The 16,871-nt window shown below is 60.6% G+C and carries 19 protein-coding genes; 11 read left to right on the top strand and 8 right to left on the bottom strand.

Annotation, left to right across the window (positions count from 1 at the left end; genetic code table 11):
- The first annotated feature begins 44 nt into the window (after nt 1-44).
- Nucleotides 45-332, top strand: a complete 288-nt coding sequence (locus Q355_RS0110550; RefSeq protein WP_051529387.1) for a nucleotidyltransferase family protein — start codon at nt 45-47, stop codon at nt 330-332.
- Between the two features lie 13 nt (nt 333-345).
- On the top strand, nt 346-669 hold the full coding sequence (locus Q355_RS0110545) for a HepT-like ribonuclease domain-containing protein (RefSeq protein ID WP_245597554.1): 324 nt from the start codon (nt 346-348) through the stop codon (nt 667-669).
- 53 nt (nt 670-722) lie between these two features.
- Here the strand turns inward: Q355_RS0110545 and Q355_RS17260 are convergent, their stop codons facing one another.
- Entirely contained in the window at nt 723-929 is a 207-nt protein-coding gene (locus tag Q355_RS17260) for a TapB family protein (protein WP_342665524.1), read from the bottom strand.
- A 240-nt stretch (nt 930-1,169) separates the two neighbouring features.
- Between Q355_RS17260 and Q355_RS0110540 the strand changes: the two genes are divergently transcribed.
- From Q355_RS0110540 to Q355_RS0110525, 4 genes are read left to right on the top strand one after another with little or no spacing between them, the layout of a single operon-like run.
- Nucleotides 1,170-2,015, top strand: coding sequence for an alpha/beta hydrolase (locus Q355_RS0110540; protein ID WP_027877771.1), 846 nt, complete (start codon nt 1,170-1,172; stop codon nt 2,013-2,015).
- A 43-nt stretch (nt 2,016-2,058) separates the two neighbouring features.
- Nucleotides 2,059-3,201, top strand: coding sequence for a bifunctional glutamate N-acetyltransferase/amino-acid acetyltransferase ArgJ (gene argJ / locus Q355_RS0110535; protein WP_027877770.1), 1,143 nt, complete (start codon nt 2,059-2,061; stop codon nt 3,199-3,201).
- 54 nt (nt 3,202-3,255) lie between these two features.
- Nucleotides 3,256-3,705 (top strand): hypothetical protein, encoded by a 450-nt coding sequence (locus Q355_RS0110530; protein ID WP_027877769.1) that lies wholly within the window; start codon nt 3,256-3,258, stop codon nt 3,703-3,705.
- Nucleotides 3,706-3,727: 22 nt separating this feature from the next.
- The gene (locus Q355_RS0110525; RefSeq protein ID WP_027877768.1) at nt 3,728-4,384 is read left to right on the top strand and encodes a hypothetical protein; all 657 of its coding nucleotides are present in this window, start codon (nt 3,728-3,730) and stop codon (nt 4,382-4,384) included.
- A 105-nt stretch (nt 4,385-4,489) separates the two neighbouring features.
- Here Q355_RS0110525 and Q355_RS0110520 read toward each other — a convergent pair whose 3' ends face one another.
- The 5 genes from Q355_RS0110520 to mntR are packed head-to-tail and all read right to left on the bottom strand — an operon-like array spanning nt 4,490 to nt 9,242.
- Nucleotides 4,490-5,590, bottom strand: coding sequence for a metal ABC transporter permease (locus tag Q355_RS0110520; RefSeq protein WP_027877767.1), 1,101 nt, complete (start codon nt 5,588-5,590; stop codon nt 4,490-4,492).
- Nucleotide 5,591: 1 nt separating this feature from the next.
- The gene (locus Q355_RS0110515; protein ID WP_027877766.1) at nt 5,592-6,722 is read right to left on the bottom strand and encodes an iron chelate uptake ABC transporter family permease subunit; all 1,131 of its coding nucleotides are present in this window, start codon (nt 6,720-6,722) and stop codon (nt 5,592-5,594) included.
- Between the two features lie 54 nt (nt 6,723-6,776).
- Complete coding sequence (locus Q355_RS15745) at nt 6,777-7,568, bottom strand: metal ABC transporter ATP-binding protein (protein WP_281172018.1); 792 nt, start codon at nt 7,566-7,568, stop codon at nt 6,777-6,779.
- Nucleotides 7,565-8,533 (bottom strand): metal ABC transporter solute-binding protein, Zn/Mn family, encoded by a 969-nt coding sequence (locus Q355_RS0110505; RefSeq protein WP_027877765.1) that lies wholly within the window; start codon nt 8,531-8,533, stop codon nt 7,565-7,567. The genes Q355_RS15745 and Q355_RS0110505 overlap by 4 nt, the downstream gene beginning before the upstream one ends.
- Nucleotides 8,520-9,242, bottom strand: a complete 723-nt coding sequence (gene mntR / locus Q355_RS0110500; RefSeq protein WP_027877764.1) for a manganese-dependent transcriptional regulator MntR — start codon at nt 9,240-9,242, stop codon at nt 8,520-8,522. Before mntR ends, Q355_RS0110505 begins: the two co-directional genes overlap by 14 nt.
- A gap of 129 nt (nt 9,243-9,371) precedes the next feature.
- Between mntR and Q355_RS0110495 the strand changes: the two genes are divergently transcribed.
- Nucleotides 9,372-9,755 (top strand): metallopeptidase family protein, encoded by a 384-nt coding sequence (locus Q355_RS0110495; protein WP_027877763.1) that lies wholly within the window; start codon nt 9,372-9,374, stop codon nt 9,753-9,755.
- A 153-nt stretch (nt 9,756-9,908) separates the two neighbouring features.
- Here the strand turns inward: Q355_RS0110495 and Q355_RS0110490 are convergent, their stop codons facing one another.
- A complete protein-coding gene (locus Q355_RS0110490) occupies nt 9,909-10,601 on the bottom strand; it encodes a LysM peptidoglycan-binding domain-containing protein (protein WP_027877762.1) in 693 nt (230 codons plus the stop codon).
- Between the two features lie 163 nt (nt 10,602-10,764).
- Nucleotides 10,765-11,829 (bottom strand): glucose-1-phosphate thymidylyltransferase, encoded by a 1,065-nt coding sequence (locus Q355_RS0110485; protein ID WP_027877761.1) that lies wholly within the window; start codon nt 11,827-11,829, stop codon nt 10,765-10,767.
- Nucleotides 11,830-12,039: 210 nt separating this feature from the next.
- Here Q355_RS0110485 and Q355_RS0110480 point away from each other — a divergent pair, with 210 nt between their 5' ends.
- Genes Q355_RS0110480 through Q355_RS0110465 form a run of 4 tightly spaced genes read left to right on the top strand, consistent with a single transcriptional unit; the run spans nt 12,040 to nt 16,845 of the window.
- Nucleotides 12,040-13,020 carry a LacI family DNA-binding transcriptional regulator gene (locus tag Q355_RS0110480; protein ID WP_027877760.1) on the top strand — a complete coding sequence of 327 codons (981 nt, stop codon included), beginning with the start codon at nt 12,040-12,042 and terminating at the stop codon, nt 13,018-13,020.
- Between the two features lie 54 nt (nt 13,021-13,074).
- Nucleotides 13,075-14,307 carry an extracellular solute-binding protein gene (locus Q355_RS0110475; RefSeq protein WP_027877759.1) on the top strand — a complete coding sequence of 411 codons (1,233 nt, stop codon included), beginning with the start codon at nt 13,075-13,077 and terminating at the stop codon, nt 14,305-14,307.
- 56 nt (nt 14,308-14,363) lie between these two features.
- On the top strand, nt 14,364-15,455 hold the full coding sequence (locus Q355_RS0110470) for a carbohydrate ABC transporter permease (protein ID WP_027877758.1): 1,092 nt from the start codon (nt 14,364-14,366) through the stop codon (nt 15,453-15,455).
- Nucleotides 15,456-15,465: 10 nt separating this feature from the next.
- Nucleotides 15,466-16,845: a carbohydrate ABC transporter permease gene (locus Q355_RS0110465; protein WP_036259256.1), complete on the top strand. Its 1,380-nt coding sequence runs from the start codon at nt 15,466-15,468 to the stop codon at nt 16,843-16,845.
- Nucleotides 16,846-16,871: the final 26 nt, after the last annotated feature.

Genomic DNA, 16,871 nt, shown 5'->3' with positions numbered 1-16,871 from the left:
CGGGTCGGGTGATTTTTTCGGGTTTTGCTTGCTAAAATAACCTTGTGACGCTTGCAGAGCTGCAAAATGTCCTGCGCCAACACCTAGCCGAACTGCGTACTTTTGGTGTTCAAAAGCTGTATGTTGCGGGTTCGGTGGCCAGGGGTGAAGCACGGCCCGGCAGCGACGTTGATTTTGTGGTTGAACTGGAGCGCTACACGTTGCGTGATTTTGTGGGGCTTAAGCTGGCGCTCGAGGATTGGCTTGGCGTGGCTGTTGATTTGACTACCCTAAGAAGCCTCAAACCGCAGCTTCGTAAGGAACTCGAGGGAGACCTGAGGCGTGTCGCGTAGGCTAGATCTGTATTTGCAGGATATTCTCGAGGCTGCGGCACGCATCCGCCGCTACACTCAGGGGCTGGTATTTGAGGAGTTTGACCAAAATGAACTGGTTTTAGATGCATGTATTCGCAATTTTTTGGTCATAGGTGAGGCAGTTAAGCAAATCCCCGACGAGCTGCGCCTCAAGCAGCCCGAAATTCCGTGGCGTGTCATTGCGGGGATGCGCGATGTGCTGGTTCATGCTTATTTCTCTGCGGATAGCCGGGTGCTTTGGGATGTGATTGAGAATGAACTCAAGCCTCTGGAGCAGGCCATTGGAAAGATGCTTGCTAGTGAGGCTTCTAGGTAGCTTGAACCTAAGTGCCCTGTGCAGATTTTGACTGACAATGGAGCTTCATTTAGTTATCCACTGCGCCTGAACTCCAGCAACTCACTGCTCTGCCCGCCAAAATTACTATCGCTCACCTGCTTTACCACCCCCACCTCCTCGGTAAACCAGTAGGTGGCCTTGCCGCTAAGGGCGATGCCGAACTCACCCCGGAAAATAGCTTCAACCCTGAGTGCCTCAAACTGGCCTGCCGCTACCGTGATGGTTTCCCTGGCAACAATGCGGTTTTCGACCTCGAGGAAGCCCTAGAGGTCAAACACCACAATCCGGCCTTTGAGCTCATAACGGTAGGCCTAGCGTCCGCCTACCCGCCAGGTTTCGCCGCTGGGAATAACAACGCTGGTCAGCTTGGTTATCCGCACGCTGCCACCCGGAAGAGGAAGCGGCAGGGTACGCAAGCCCTGAGGGGTGCAGGTCTGGGATGACCTCGACTTTTGACGTTGAGCCCTTACAATACCCCAATGGGCTATTCTGCTCAAACACAAGTATGGAAGCCGCACCCTACCGGCCCCGGCCACACCGTGGTGGGCGAGGTGCTGGTGTACAAAGACATGCGCAGCCCCCAGCTGGGCAACAAGCGCGACATTCTGGTCTACCTTCCCCCTTCCTACCGCAAGAGCAGCCGCCACTACCCGGTGCTCTACATGCACGACGGCCAGAACATCTTCGACGAGGCCACCAGCTACGTGGGCGAGTGGCAGGTGGACGAGAGCATGGAAATGCTGGCCCAGGAGGGCCTGGAAGCCATAGTGGTGGGCATTCCCAACATGGGGGTGGAGCGCCTGGGCGAATACAGCCCCTTCCGCGACCCCAAGCACGGTGGCGGCAAGGGCGACAAATACCTCAAGTTTTTGGTCGAAACCGTCAAACCCTTTATAGACGACGAGTTTCGTACCCTGCCGGGCCGTGAGCATACCGGTGTAATGGGCTCTTCGATGGGCGGTTTTATCAGTTTGTGCGCCTATTACCTGCACCCCGAGGTTTTTGGCCTGGCGGGCGTGGTAAGCCCGGCCTTCTGGTTTGCCGACGGGGCCATCTACAGCTTTGTCGAGAGGGCGCAGCAGGTGCCGGGCAGGCTCTATATGGACGTGGGCTTTCGTGAGATTACCCTTTCCCACGTGAGCAGCCGCCGTTATCTGGAGGGGGTGCGCCGCATGCACCGCTTGTTGCTGCAAAAAGGCTGGCAGCCCGGCCAGGACTACCTGTACCTGGAAGACCCGGAAGGGGTACATAACGAGGGCCACTGGGCGCGGCGTTTTCCTGAGATGATACGGTTTTTGTTTGGAGGTAAGGCTACGCAGCAGTAAGGGCTTGCTTTTCCAAGCGCCGCCAAAAAGATATGCTGCTGCTATGCGACTGCCCATTGGTTTTCGTGCGGGTGCAACCCAGGCTGGCATCAAGCCTTCGGGTAAGCCCGATCTGGCCCTTTTGATTTCGGGAAGGCCCTGTAACTGGGCTTATGTGGGAACGCTGAACAAAGCCGCCGCGCCCTGTGTGGCTCGAGGCCGCATGCTGCTGGCCTCCGGCCAGGCTTTGCAAGCCGTGGTGGTCAATGCGGGCAATGCCAACTGCGCTACCGGCGAACATGGGGTCTGGGCCGACCGGCGTATGGCCGAACTGGTGGCGGCGCAACAGCAGCTTGTGCCCGAGCTGGTGTTAACCGCCTCCACCGGGGTGATTGGGCAGCCATTGCCGGTGGAAAAAATAGAGGCTGCGCTACCCAACATTCGGCTGGGCCCAGACATCGACCCCTTCATGGAAGCCATCATGACCACCGACCTGGTGCCCAAAATGGCCGAGGCCACCCTGCAGGGTGGGGCGCGGGTGGTGGGGGTTTGTAAGGGCAGCGGGATGATTGCCCCCAACATGGCAACCATGCTGGCCTATATCGTCTCGGATGCGGCGGTCTCGCAAGAGGAATTGCGCCGGGGCTGGCAGGGGGTGGTGGACCGAAGCTTCAACCAGGTTACGGTGGACACCGACACCTCCACCAACGACATGGCTGTTTTGATGACCAACGGCGCGGCGGGGCCGGTAGACCTAAAGGCCTTCTGGCAGGCGGTGGAGCAGGTTTGTGTGGAACTGGCCCGCAAGCTAGCCCGCGATGGCGAGGGGGCTACCAAGCTCCTGACCGTCAGGGTTACGGGGGCCAAAAGCGATGCGGAAGCCCGTAAAGCGGCTTTGTCGGTAGCGGCCAGCCCCTTGTGGAAAAGCGCCGTTTACGGCAACGACCCCAACTGGGGCCGCATCATGATGGCCTTGGGCAAGGCCGGGGTGGCGCTCGAGGTGGATAAAGTTCGCATTTCCCTTCAAGGCATCCCCCTTTACGCCGGAAGGGTGCTCGAGTTCGACCGAACCCAGGCCAGCCAGGCCATGCAGACCGAAGAAGTGCTGGTAGAGGCCGATTTGGGGCTGGGTGAGGGCCAGGGAATGGCCTGGGGATGCGACCTGACCGAGGGCTATGTGCGAATAAATGCGCACTATACTACCTAAAGTAACGCAAATATAACGCCGAGGTGCTAGACTACCCTTGGAGGTGAGCAAGAAATGAAACGTTTAATGCCCCTGGTTGTGCTGTTTGCTTTGATGTTTGGCTCTCTTGGTAAGGCCCAGTCGGATGGCTTTGGCCTCTACTCGGGTTATCCTGAGTGGATTGGGATCCAAACCCAAACAAATAACCTCCGTCTTGGTGCAGGTCTGGGCTTCTGGGGACTTGGTGCAAGTGCGGATCTTATCCTTGGGAAACAGGCTCTGGGTGAAACCAATCTTGCCCTTAGTTGGTACTACGGGGCCGGTGTTTCGTTGGGTTATTGGTTTTTCGTTGCCAACGAGATTTACCTTTTCCCTCACGGCTTGGTGGGTCTCGAGTGGGATCCGAGTGCTCTTGGGCTGAGAGGTCTGAAGTTTTACAGCGAGTTTCAAGTCGGTGCGGCGGTGTTATTCCCAGGCGGTTTTCGGCCCGACTTTAATGGGCGAGCTGGCCTAATCTTCAAATAAACTCTGAATGTAGACTGGAGGGGTGCGGTACGCGCCCCTTCTTTTTTTATTCTTGTCGCTATTTTCGGCCTGCCAGAGGCCCGGCGATACCCAGCCACCTCTGATTGGCATCACCCAGCCCAAGAGCGGCGTGCTTTCGCAGCGCTCGTTGCAGGTACAGGGCTATGCCCTCGATGATGTGGGGGTACAAAGCGTGAAGGCGGGCGGAAAGGAGCTACTTTCCGAAGCCAACCGAGGGCAGAAGCTGGTGCGCTTCAGCTTCCGGGTGCAGGCCCCGCAGTCGGGGCAGGTGGAAATCAGGGTGGATGCCACCGATACGAGTGGGCAGACCCGCACCGTGCGGTTGCCGATGGTGCTGGATGCCCGCCCGCCGCAGATTGTCCTCGAGCGGGCCGAGCGGGTCGTCACCGTGGTGCAACCGGCCCGCAAGCGCACGCTGCCCGATGGTACCGAAGAAGAAATCCCGGCCCGCACCGAGTCTACGCTGCAAATTTCCGGGCGGGTGCTGGACGACACCGGGGTGGACCGGGTGACCTTGCAGTACGACCGCACCTTTAGCCCGTTGTCGCTGCCCAAGGGCAAAGAAGTGAGCTTTTATGTGGAGCTGCCGGTGCGCCGCGTGACCCTGATCGCCGTGGACGCAGCGGGCAACCGCAGCAGCGTGGAGGTGCGCCGCTGATATGAACCCCGCCTGAATCGTTCCGCTAGGGACAGGCTTGAGCACCATCGTTTTTCAGGTTGTTGCTGCCCGTGCTTCAGGCGGGGGCCCCAGAAAAAGAACAAATCAAAGACATTTCTTATGAGGCGCGCGGCTTGCGACTATGGCCAGGCCAGCAGGGCTTGGGCGTAGGCCTTCCTGGAACACCTCGAGCCAGCCGGCTTGCAGGGCTTTTTCCTTGGCCTGCTGCAAAAAGCGGGGGTTCCAGCCAAACTCCTCCAGTACCTCTTGGTCGGAGACCGCCTGGTCGTGGTGGGCCAGGTGGGCCACCAGCAGGCAGGCGGCCACCTCGAGGCGCTCAGCCTTCCGGCGCAGCCGGGTAGTGAGCAGGCCTTCCAGGGGTGAAAACAAGAAGGCCAGGGCAAAACAGACGCCGGCTACAGTGGCCATCATGCCAGCTATGGAAGCATCGAACCAGATGGCCAACCCATAGCCCACCAGGCTGGAAACCACCCCCACCCCCACCGCCAGGCCCAGCATGACCGGCAGGCGCTGGGTGAGCAGATAGGCGGTGGCGGGGGGAATAATCAGGAAGGCCACAATCAGTATGGCTCCTACCGACTGGAAGGCGCCCACCGAGGTAAGCGAGACCAGGGTCATCAGCCCGTAGTGCAGCGCTCCAGGAGCAAAGCCCAGTGCGGCGGCCAGGCCGGGGTCGAAGGTGGAAAGCTTGAGCTCTTTGTAAAACAGCAGCACAAAGAGCAGGTTAAGCAGGGTTAGCGACCCCATCATCAGCCAGGACTCGGGGATTTCCTGGCCCCACAGGGTCAGGGTGTTGAAGGGGGCGTAGGCAATTTCGCCGTAGAGCACTGCGTCGAGGTCGAGGTGCACCTGGCGGAAATAAAGCGAAACCACCAGCACCCCCAGGCTAAACAGGGCAGGGAAGACAATTCCGATGGCGGCGTCGTTTTTGACCTTACCGCTGCGGGTGAGCCACTCTACCAGGGTTACGGTTACCAGGCCAGCAGCCGCAGCCCCCAGTAAGGCGGTTGGGGTTGCCCGTCCACCGCCAGAAAGCCAGTAGGCCAGTACGATGCCCGGCAGCACCGCATGGGAGATGGCATCGGCCAGAAGGGCCATGCGGCGCAACACCAGAAAAGTGCCTACCAGGGCCGAGGCCACAGAGACCAAAATGGCGGTTAGTACGATAACCAGATCGGCGCTCATATCACCTGTCCTCAGCGGATTTGGGCAAGACCCGCATGGCTTGCTCGAGCTCCTGGGCTTTTTGCTGGCCCGCCGGGGTCAGGCGGAAGCCTTGCTGGCCTGGCTCGAGCCAGCCGCGCGACTGTAGTTCCTCCAGGTGTTGCTGGGCCGCCGATTGCGATTCATGCCGGTGTAGCGCCAGGGCCTGGGGGGTGAGGGGCTGGTGCTGGTGGAGCATCTGGGCTTCCAACAGCAGGCGCTCGAGGCGAACCCGGCGGCGGTTTTGCAGGGTACGTACCCAGTCCCACACCAGTCCCCGTTGTGGGGCCAGCAGGAGTGAGATCAGCAGAATCGCGCTCATGGTAAGCACCACCAGCGGGCCGGTGGGCAGGTTTTCGCGGCTGGCCGAGATCAGGGCTCCGCTAACCCCGGCCAGGGCCCCAAACAGCGCCGAGAGCCCAATCATGTTGCTGAGCCGGTCGGTCCACTGGCGGGCGGCTGCCGCCGGTGCGATCAGCATGGCGGCCATCAAGACCACCCCTACGGTCTGTAGCCCTACCATGACTGCCAGCACCGTTAGCGAGGTGAGCAGGGTGCTGAGGCCCTGCACCGGCAGCCCCAGGCTGTGGGCGTAGGCGGGGTCGAAGGAGAGCAGTTTGAACTCTTTGTAGAAAAGGCCCACACACAAGAGAGCAATTCCGCCCAGCACCACAAAGTTCAACACATCCGAGGCCACGATGGTAGCGGCCTGCCCGAAAATAAAGTGATCCAGCCCGGCCTGGCTGGCGTTGTTGCTGTGCTGGATAAAGGTAAGCAGGGCCACACCGAACCCAAAAAAGCTGCTCAGCATTACCCCTAAGGCCGAGTCTTCGGGCAGGCGGCTGTGCCGCAAAACGGCCAGCACCAGCAAGGCCGCCAGCCAGCCAGCCAGGCCCCCACCTAAAAGCAAAATTAGCGGGGTTTTGCTGCCGGTAAGGATGAAAGCCAGGCAGATGCCCGGCAGCGCCGCATGGGCCAGCACGTCTCCCATCAGACTCTGGCGGCGTAACACGGCAAAAGTGCCCAGCACCCCGCCCACCACACCCAGTATGGCCGAGCCCAGCGCCACGTTGCGCAGGGTGTAGTCGGTGAAGATAAGCAGCAAATCGGACATAGCAGGGTAGGGAAGATGCAAAAGAAGACTTCAGGTAGGGGGCTTTGGCTGAGCTCAGGGTGTTTCCTTAGCTTCCCCCTCTCCCCAGCGCATCCGCTCGCCATAGGTTCGTTTCAGGTTCTCAGGTGTGAAGGTCTCGTCCATAGCTCCGCTGGCGATCACCTGCACGTTAAGCAGGGTCAGGTGGTCGAAGTAGTCGCGCACGGTTTGAAGGTCGTGGTGGACTATCACGACGGTTTTGCCGTGCCCTTTAAGTTCGTGCAGCACACGCAGGATGGCTTCCTCGGTAACGGCGTCTACTCCGGCAAAGGGCTCATCCATAAAGTAGAGGTCGGCGTCCTGGGCCAGAGCCCGGGCCAGGAATACCCGTTGCTGTTGGCCGCCGGATAGCTGCGAGATCTGCCGATGGGCGTACTCGAGCAGCGAGACCTGCCCCAAACAGCGCAGGGCGGCCTCACGCTCGCGCGGGCCGGGCCGCCTGAACCACCCCAGCTTGCCATAAAGCCCCATCATCACCACGTCCAGCACACTGGTGGGGAAGTCCCAGTCTACCGACCCCCGCTGCGGCACATAGCCAATGCGTTTGCGGGCCTGCGCCAGGCTTTGACCAAAGAAGCGAACCTGTCCCGAGGCTCTGGGTACCAGCCCCAGCACGGCCTTAATCAGGGTGGACTTGCCCGCACCGTTGGGGCCCACAATGGCGCATAGCTGCCCCGCCGGGATTTCCAGATCCACATCCCACAGGGCGGGTTTCTCGCGGTAGACCACGGTAAGGTCACGCACGCTGAGGGGGCTGGGGGCCCCCAGCCTCCAGTGCGGGGCGGCTTGGTTGGGATGCGTGGTCACAGCTGCCTCCCCAAAAGTCCGTTTACGATGGTGCGGATGTTGTGCTCCATCATGCCCACATAGGTTCCCTCAGGGGTACCAGGGTTTCCAGCGCTGTCGGAAAACAACTGGCCCCCAATAACCACGTTCCAGCCTCTGGCCTGTGCTGCTGCCACCACCGCCTCGATGGGCCGCCGGGGTACGCTGGACTCCACAAAGATGGCGCGAATCCTGCGCTGAACGATAAACTCGGCCAGCTCCTGTACGTCGCGGGCGCCGGCTTCGGAGACGGTGGAGATCCCTTGCAGGCCGCGCACCTCGAGGCCATAGCGCCGCCCCAGATAGGCAAATGCGTCGTGGGCGGTAATCAGTACCCTCTGCTGGGGTGGAACCAGCGCGATTTGCTGACGGATAAAGGCATCGAGCTGGGCTAAACGCTGGCGGTAGGCGGCGGCGCTGGCCTGGTAGTAGGCGCTACCTGCCGGGTCGACCCGGCTGAGGGCATCGCGCACCCGATCTACCGTGAGCTGCCAGAGGGTCACGTCGAACCAGACGTGGGGGTCGTAGGTGTACTGGCCCTGGAAGCCGCCGGGGGGGCGGATCAGGCGTTCGCGGGGGATGGCGTCGGTTACGGCAATGGCCCTGGGCAGGCGTTCCAGCAACTCCACCATCTTGCCTTCCAGGTGTAATCCCCCGTAGAAGATTAGGTGAGCTTGCTGCAGCCGGCGCACGTCCCCCGCCGAAGCCTTGTACAGGTGGGGGTCTACCCCGGCCCCCATCAGGCCTGTTACCCGCACCCGGTTGCCGCCCACCTGCTGCACTAAGTCGGTGATGAAGTTGACCGTGGTTACAACCTGCACGGGGGTTTGCTGTAGGGGTAGAAGCTGGGCGATTTTGTCCTGTTGCTGGGCGCTGGCTTGCGGAGAAAGGCCCAGCGTTAGCAGGCTTAGCAGCACAGAAGATTTGAGATAGCTACCGATGTGCATGGTGTTCTCCCTCGAGCTGTATCCACAGCACCTGGGCCAGGCTGGCTGGCAGCAAATAGCGCTGGCTTCCCACCTGGATGCGGCTGCCCTCTTGTACCTGCTCGAGCAGCAAAAGGGAAGCGCCGGGCTTGAGACCCAGGTGGGCCAGCAGGTTGAGCGCGTCCTGATCCTGGGTGGCGACCCGGGCCACCAGGCCGCGGGTGCCTTCTTCCAGGGCCCTCAGGCAGCGGTTGGGGGCGGCGGGGGGAAGCTCGAGGGCCGCGCTGGGGATCAGGTCGCCGTGGGGGTCGTAGGCGGGGTGGCCCAGCCACTCGGCAATGCGGGCCTCAAAGGCTTCGGAGATGTGGTGCTCGAGCTTCTCCGCTTCGACATGAACCTCTTCCCAGCCATAGCCCAGGGCCTGATGCAAATAGGCCTCAATCAGCCGGTGGTGGCGCAGCACCTCGAGAGCTACCCTATAACCGGCCCTGGTAAGCCGTACTCCCCGATAGGCTTCGTACTCCACCAGCCCCAACTCGGCCAGCTTTTTGAGCATTCCCGTGACCGAAGCGGGCTTAACCTGCATCTGGTCGGCCAGCGATTGGGTAGACACCGGGTGGGTATCCTCCAGCCTGCCGGTGCCTTCACTGCCGCTGCCCAGCAGCAGAACCTGCTTCAGGTAGTCTTCCTGGGCTTCAGAGAGTGGGGTTCGGCTGGCATTTTTATTCATGGTTTTTACCCCGAGATTTAGGCAAGCCTTACCAGATAGACCTTCATTTTTAGGCAAGACTAAACATTTGTCAAGCAGGCCCACCTGTTCTCACGCTTGGTTTCACCTACCTGTGCCACACTGGGCCCGATGACCTACGAGGCCTTTGTCGAAACCGCGGCGCGTTTATGGGATGAAATTCCATCCGAGTACAAGCGTGGCTTGCAGGGTGTTCACGTGCTGGAGCAGCTAAAAACCGATCCCGATGAACCCCAACTGCTGCGCCTGGGGGAGTACTACGACCCTGGCTACCCTTCGGTACTGGGAGGCTTTGCGGGTATTGGACGGCACATTATTCTGTTCTATGGCTCTTTTGCTGCGCTGGCCGCCGCAGACTCCGAGTTTGACTGGGAGGGCGAAATCTGGGAAACCCTGGTGCATGAGCTGCGCCACCACCTCGAATCGCTGGCCTGGCGCGATGACCTGGTGCAAGAAGATATGGAGAACCTGCGGCGATACCGGGAGGGCCGGTAGGTCAGGCCGCCAACAAAAAAAGCCCCCAGACGGGGGCTTGTAGCAACCAAGTTTTATCGCACTCTTCACAGACCTTGCCTCCCATCCGGGAGGCAACTGTGCTGTGCCGGACAAAGCCAACAAGTGAACAGCTCAATATTTGTGAAGAGCGCCCTATCGGGGGATTTGCAGTTTCTGTCCCACCCGGATCAGGTCGGGGTTGGCGATGTTGTTGGCCCGGGCTATTTTCATGTAGCTCTCGCGGGAGGCATCACCATAAAACTTGAGGGCAATGCCCGAGAGGGTGTCGCCGGGCTGCACGGTGTACCACTCGTCGGGGATGTTGACCCCACCCTGCTCGGCGGCAAACCTGGCTTTAGCGCCCTCGACCACCTTCAGCCCGCTGGCGTCTACTTCGGTGGCCCCGGCCTGTTTAGCAAGCTGGACGGCCAGGTTGAACTCGTGCTGGCTGTCCACCGCGCCTTGCAGCACCACCCCGCTGCCTTTTTGCAGCACCGCGATGGGGTCGTCCTTGAGCTCGTTGTTGGCTTCCAGGGTGGCGAGCACCTTTTTGGCTAGCTTGCTGGCCTCGGTGGCCTTGCGGATGACCTCCTCTTCGGCGGCGATTGCGGCCTCGGAAACCTCTTGCTGGGCAACAATTACCCCGCTCAGATCCACCGATTTAACCCCTTTGACACCCTCCACCGTGCTCTGCAGAAGGGCCAGGTGCGGCTGACGGGGCACTGCGCCGGTAATACGGACATTTCCCCCTTTTTCTTCAATGGTGAGGCCCAGTCCCTGCAGGGGGGGCCACTGGTTAATGGCATCCTGAACTCGAGCGGACAATGACTTTCCAAACGGCCACATAAACCACCTCCACCTGCGACTATACCCCGCACATGTCAAAGCGGTGTGCAAGCAAGGTTAAAGACGTCATAAGAAATGTCTGTGATTTGCTTTTTTTGCTGGGGCCCCACCGGAAGCGGCGCCCAGAGTTGCCCTAAACAGAAAGCTTCAGACGGGGTTCATATCAGGCCAGCTCGAGGCTGCTCAAATCACCCAACACCAGCTTGTGGGCTTTGGGCAGGCCATGGCGACGCGTTACCCTGGCCCCTACGCCCAGGATGCACTCGTGCAGCCGTAGCGGTACATCCTCCACCACTGCGCCGTCTTCCAGAATGGAGTACTCCACCTCGGCCTGTCGGACGATGGCGTTGGGGCCCACGGAGGTGAAAGGCCCAATGTAAGCTCCCTCGATAATGGCGTTTGGGGCTATGTGAACCGGGCCCAGGATGGTGCTATTTTTGACCACCGCGCCCTTGGCGATAACCACCCTGCCGGTAACCTGGCTCTCGTACACCTGTCCTTCGATAACCGGGGTAGGACTTTTTTGTTCTACCAGCAAGAGCCGATTGGCATCCAGCAGGTCGGCAGGGCGTCCGGTGTCCTTCCACCAGCCGCTAATTTCCTGCCCCAGCACAGTGTGACCCTGGTCTACCAGGGCCTGGATGGCATCAGTGATCTCGTACTCGCCCCGGGCGCTGGGCTCGAGGTTGGCAATTATCTCCATAATGACGGGGCCAAAGACATAAACCCCGGCCACCGCCAGGTCGGAGGGGGGTTCTTTGGGCTTTTCGAGCAGTTGCTTGATGCGCCCTTCCTCCAGCACAGCTACCCCAAACTGCCTGGGGTCAGGCACCCGCACCAGGGCGATAACGGCGCCCAGGCCGGGCCTATACGCGTCCACAAAGGGTTTGATGCCCCTTTGGAAGAGGTTATCACCCAGATACAGCACAAAGGGACTCTGTCCTAGCCACTCCCTGGCGGTGCCGACCGCGTGGGCTATACCCAGGGCTTCCTCCTGAACAATGTAGGTAATCTGTACACCCAAACAGTCTTTGAGGGCCAGTTTAATGTCCTCTATGGTGTCGGGGGAGACCACCACCCCCACCTCGGCAATACCAGCCTCGAGCAGATTGTCTACCGCATACCGAATGATGGGTTTGCCCGCCAGCCGAATAACCGGCTTGGGGCGTGTGTGGGTTAGGGGGCGAAGCCGGGTGCCTCGTCCAGCGGCAAGAATGAGTCCTTTCATGTCGGCCCCATCTTATCAGGCAGCCCCTGGTGGCGTGGTGCAAAAGCTGCAGGCAGGGTGGATGGCGATGGAAAAACAGAGGTGTTGTAAACGATTACAAAAATCTTCCCAGTAGCTCACGCCATATCAAGATATTATCGCTGTATTGACAGTCTCATAGGCTGTGTTTATTATAAACGAAAATCTGTAAGCGATTACAAAATTAGATCTATGGAGAACCAACAAACCCCCACCATTCAAGACGTGGCCCGCCTGGCCGGGGTATCTACCGGCACGGTCAGCCGGGTGTTGAACCAGCGACCGGGGGTACACCCCGAGACCCGGACACGGGTGCTCGAGGTGGTGGCACGTCTGGGCTACGTGCCCATGCAGGCTGCCCGGGAGCTTACTGGCAAAGGCGACACGGTGGGTATTCTGCTGGCCCCTGGGGTGCGGCGCTACATCCCTTACTTCGTGCTGTTGTTTGAGCACCTCTCCGAAGCGCTCTGGCAGGCGGGGCTGCGCCTGGAGGAGACCCCCACCGATCCCGCGGGGTTGCCTTTGCGGCCAGCAAAAGGCTACATCCTGCTGGGCGCCCACGACCACGACCCCCGCCTGGAGGCCCTGGCCCAGGCCGGCACGCCCCACGTGTTGGTTGGGGTATACCCAGGGGCTTTCTGGGTGGCGCCGGACGACGAAGGGGGGGCTTATGCAGCCACCCGCCACCTGCTCGAGCTAGGCCACCGTGAGGTTGCCCACCTCACCGGCCAGCCCCAGCACCAGGCCGGACGGGAACGGCTGCGCGGTTACCGACAGGCCCTCGAGGCCTACCAGGTGCCTTACCGTCCCGAGCTGGTCCTAGACGGCGACTTCTCTACCCTTACCGCTTACCGGGTGGTTCGCAAGGCCTGGGAGGGGGGCCTGCGCTTCAGCGCCCTTTTTGCTGCTTCCGACGAGATGGCGGTGGGTGCGCTGGCTGCACTGGAAGATCTGGGCCAGCGGGTGCCGCAGGACGTCTCGCTGGTGGGCTACGACGACCTGCCCGAGGTGGGCGAACAACTCACCACCGTGCGGCAGGACATCGCAGAAATTGCCCGTACCGCCGCACGCCTGCTCAAGGAAGCCCTGACGGGGGTTCGCCCCTATGGGGTGCGGGTGCCGGTGCGCCTGGTGGTGCGGGGCACAACCTGCTTGAAGGAGGTGGGAGGCTAGGCGACACATTACTGGTTGAATCGGCAAATGGCGAGATGTTTTTAGGAGGAACCCATGAAGAAGATACTGGCAATTCTGGCCCTGGCTTGGCTGAGCCTGGCCTCAGCGCAAACGGTAGTAAAGCTACAGGGCTTCGGCGGCAACGATACCGCAATCCTCAGCAGCCTGGTTCGGGAGATTGTGAACCCGGCGCTGGAAAAAGAAGGCATTCGGGCCGAGTACCAGGGCATCGAGGGTGATTACCGGGCCACCCTGCTCAACGCACTTTCGGCCGGTACGGCTGCCGACCTCTTTTATGTGGACATCTTCTGGTCGGAGCCGCTGTTTGCTTCGGGTCGGGTCGAGCCTTTGAACAAGTACTTCACCCCGCAAGAACTGGCCGTTTTCAATCGCAACCTGCTTAACGCCTTTACCCTGCGCGGCAACGTCTACGGTCTGCCCAAGGACTTCAACACCCTGGCTGTGCAATTCAACAAAGACCTCTTCGACGAGGCCAAGGTGCCCTACCCCAACCAGACCGACACCTGGGAGACCTTCAAAGATAAGCTAAAGCGTGTGCAAGGCGCCCTCAAGGACGTGGCCGGGCTTTGCGTAGTGGCCGATTATGCCCGCTTTGGGGCCTTCGCCCATGCCACGGGCTGGCGTCCTTTTAACGCCCAGGGTCGCACCGTGCTGGACGCCAACTTCCGCCGGGCCTTCGAGTGGTACACCAGCCTGGTCAAGGACGGGGCCGGCAAATACGCCCAGGATCTGGGTGAGGGCTGGACGGGCGGCTGCTTTGGGGCCGAAAAGGCGGCAGTAGCCATCGAGGGGGCCTGGATTGGCGGCTTCTTGCGCGACAAAGCCCCCAACATGCGCTATGGCACCACCTTTATCCCCCTCGACCCGGTTACCAAGCAGCGGGGCAACTTCATCTTTACCGTTTCGTGGAGCATGAACGCAGCCTCCAGAAACAAGGAAGCCGCAGCCAAAGTGTTGCGCCAGCTAACCAGCCCTGAAGCCCAGAACTGGATTCTCTCCCGCGGCCTGGCCCTTCCCAGCCGCAGTGCCCTGGCCAACAGCCCCATCTTCCAGCGCCCGGGCAAGGAGAACGAGCTCAACCGGGTGGTCTTCCAGGGTTCGACCAGCGTAGGCGGGGCGGTGCTGCCCTTCAAGTTTGGCGCGCTGGATGGGGGCAACTGGATGCGCCCCATTAACGAGGCCCTGCAGGCGGTAATAAGTGGTAAGAAGTCGATTGATCAGGCCATCGCCGATGCCCAGGCCGAGCTAAACCGCATCGTGCGCTAGGCGGTTTGACGGGATGGAGCAGGGGCTGCCCTGCTCCATTCCCCTAGGGGGAATGTATGCGTCGCGCCCAACGAACCGAAGCGCTGTATGCGCTTTTGTTTCTGGCTCCGTTTCTTATTCACCTGGGCATTTTCTTTGTGTTTGCCTTTGTGCGTACGGTGGGCTTTAGCTTTACCGACGCCACCTTGATTGGGCAGTCCAGTCGTTTTGTGGGGCTGGCCAACTTTGTCGAGCTGTTCCGTGAGCCTCGCTTTATGGCGGCCCTCACCCACTCCATCAGCTTTATGCTGGTGGTCACGACCATTCAGACCTTTTTGGCCCTGGCCCTGGCTGCGGTGCTCAACCAGCGGCTGCGGGGCATCACCTTCTTTCGCACGGTCTACTACATCCCCAGCGTGCTCTCTTCGGCAGCCGTTACGGTAATCGCTATTTGGTTTTTCCAGAAAACCGGCTTCCTGAACACCTTTCTGGGCTACCTGGGTTCGGTAAGCCCGGTGCTGTTTACCTTTTTGGGCGTATTCATGCTGGCCCAGGTGGTGCAGGTGGGCTGGGAGCGGTGGCGGGGGGTGCCTTTAGCCTGGCTCGACCCGGCCCTGGCTACCATCTCGCTGCTGGTGGCACTGGCCCTGACCTGGGGGCTGGTAGGACTGGGGCTGGTACGGCCGCTCGAGGCCCGTCCGCCCGAGTTTACCTGGCTCACCAACCCCGACCGCTTTTTGGGTATTCCCATCCCGCTTTGGAGCATCATCATCCTGAACACCTTCACCACCATTCCCACCCTGATGCTCATCTTTCTGGCGGGCCTGCAGGACATTCCAAAAAGCCTCTACGAGGCCGCCGCCATTGACGGCGCAACCCCCTTGCAGCAGTTTTTTAACGTGACTGTGCCCATGCTGCGCCCGGTCACATTTCTGGTGATTACCCTTTCGCTGATCGGCACCCTGCAGATGTTTGACCAGGTGGCCCTGATGGGTGACGCAGCCCCGCTGGACTCCATCATCGTGCTGGCTTACTACGTCTACAACAACGTTTTTAGTGGGGAGGGCAAGGTGGGTCTGGCCTCGGCAGCGGCCCTGATTCTGGCCGGTCTGACCTTCGCCATTGTGTTCTTGCAGCGGGCTCTGGGCATCTCGGAGAAGGCCCACTAGGGGGTGGTGGATGGCAACGCGACCTTTGAAGGTTCACAAGATAAGCGAACACTACCAGGCCCGCCAGCGCTGGGCCCGGGCGGGCTGGGTGTACGGCACCATGCTGGCTTTAGGGGTCTTCTTCATTGGGCCTTTTTATGTGGCCTTTCTGGGCAGCCTGAAGGATAACCCGCTGGAGTGGCCCTTCCGCTACAGTTTTGCCCAGACCCAGTCCAAAAACTGGGTGGCCGCCTGGCGGCTGGGCCAGCTTGGGGGGGGCAACCCCTGGACGGGTGGGTTTGCTCCGGGGGCCCGTATTCCTTTTGAGGTGAGCTACTTTGTGCCCGAAGACCAGGAGCCCGAAAAACCCACCGTTGTGGTACCTGTTCGAAGGGCTGGGGCCGGCCTGGGGGCCATTTTCGATGAGGTGCAGGCCGCGCAGTTTGCCCAGGTTTCGGCGGTAGAGGAGCTGCGACGGCGGCCGATGGTGCTACAGGGCAGACCAGGGCAGGTTGTGACCTATGGCTTTAGCATCACCTATCCCAAACTTGAAGGGGCTGCCAACCTACCGGTAGTTCCCCGGCTACCCCTGGATATCGAGGCCCCGCGGGGCCAGCAGTACTATGCGGCTACCCTCGAGCCCAACCGCCTCGAGCGCCGGGGAAGGGTGGCTAGCTGGGACAGCGTTACCCCGGGCCTTATTGGCTACGTGTTCCGCAACTATGTGCGGGTCTTCAATGAGGCCCGCGACCCCAACACTGGGGCCAGCTTCTTTCTGCGCTGGACGGCCAATACCTTTTTTGTTTGCGTCGCGGTGGTGTTTACCACCTTACTTTTTGCTTCGCTGGGGGGCTATGCCCTGGCCCGGATGTACCTGCCGGGTAAGAATTACCTGTTTGCTTTCATTGTCTTTACCATGACTGTGCCCAGTCAGGCTACCTTCATCTCCAACTACTTAGTGCTGCGCGACCTGGGCTTGCTGGGGAATCTGTGGGGCATGATTGTGTGGAGCGCAGTGGGGGCAGGGGCGGTGTTTATCATGAAGCAGTTTTTTGAGTCTATCCCCCGCGAGATCGAGGAGGCGGCCCTCATTGACGGTGCGACCCCCATCACCACCTTCTTTCGCATTATCCTGCCTATGGCCACGCCGGCTTTAGGGGCCCTGACCATCCTGACCTTTCAGGGCATGTGGAACGAGTTCTTTAAGGCGGCGGTGGTGCTCTCGGGCCAGCAGGCCAGCTACACCCTGCCGCTGGGCCTTTCTTTCTTTCGCAGCGCCTATGGGGTGGCGGGTGATTGGGGTTTGATGCTGGCCAGCGCCTTTCTGACCATGATCCCTATTATCATCTTGTTTGTGGTATTCCAGCGCTACTTTGTGGAGGGCGTCTCCACCAGTGCGCTCAAGGGATGAGGCCAACCCCGCAGGCAAACAGATGA

It is taken from the genome of Meiothermus cerbereus DSM 11376 (assembly GCF_000620065.1).
In the GTDB taxonomy this organism is placed as follows: Bacteria; Deinococcota; Deinococci; order Deinococcales; family Thermaceae; genus Meiothermus; species Meiothermus cerbereus.
This window is presented reverse-complemented; position numbering and strand designations above follow the sequence as displayed.

Excerpts from the sequence above, each read along its gene's own strand:
- argJ (WP_027877770.1), top strand. The coding sequence starts at position 2,059 with ATGCGACTGCCCATTGGTTTTCGTGCGGGTGCAACCCAGGCTGGCATC.
- Q355_RS0110475 (WP_027877759.1), top strand. The coding sequence starts at position 13,075 with ATGAAGAAGATACTGGCAATTCTGGCCCTGGCTTGGCTGAGCCTGGCC.
- Q355_RS0110480 (WP_027877760.1), top strand. The coding sequence starts at position 12,040 with ATGGAGAACCAACAAACCCCCACCATTCAAGACGTGGCCCGCCTGGCC.
- Q355_RS0110505 (WP_027877765.1), bottom strand. The coding sequence starts at position 8,533 with ATGCACATCGGTAGCTATCTCAAATCTTCTGTGCTGCTAAGCCTGCTA.
- Q355_RS0110465 (WP_036259256.1), top strand. The coding sequence starts at position 15,466 with ATGGCAACGCGACCTTTGAAGGTTCACAAGATAAGCGAACACTACCAG.
- Q355_RS0110495 (WP_027877763.1), top strand. The coding sequence starts at position 9,372 with ATGACCTACGAGGCCTTTGTCGAAACCGCGGCGCGTTTATGGGATGAA.
- mntR (WP_027877764.1), bottom strand. The coding sequence starts at position 9,242 with ATGAATAAAAATGCCAGCCGAACCCCACTCTCTGAAGCCCAGGAAGAC.
- Q355_RS0110485 (WP_027877761.1), bottom strand. The coding sequence starts at position 11,829 with ATGAAAGGACTCATTCTTGCCGCTGGACGAGGCACCCGGCTTCGCCCC.
- Q355_RS0110490 (WP_027877762.1), bottom strand. The coding sequence starts at position 10,601 with ATGTGGCCGTTTGGAAAGTCATTGTCCGCTCGAGTTCAGGATGCCATT.
- Q355_RS0110530 (WP_027877769.1), top strand. The coding sequence starts at position 3,256 with ATGAAACGTTTAATGCCCCTGGTTGTGCTGTTTGCTTTGATGTTTGGC.
- Q355_RS0110515 (WP_027877766.1), bottom strand. The coding sequence starts at position 6,722 with ATGTCCGATTTGCTGCTTATCTTCACCGACTACACCCTGCGCAACGTG.
- Q355_RS0110520 (WP_027877767.1), bottom strand. The coding sequence starts at position 5,590 with ATGAGCGCCGATCTGGTTATCGTACTAACCGCCATTTTGGTCTCTGTG.
- Q355_RS0110470 (WP_027877758.1), top strand. The coding sequence starts at position 14,364 with ATGCGTCGCGCCCAACGAACCGAAGCGCTGTATGCGCTTTTGTTTCTG.
- Q355_RS0110540 (WP_027877771.1), top strand. The coding sequence starts at position 1,170 with ATGGGCTATTCTGCTCAAACACAAGTATGGAAGCCGCACCCTACCGGC.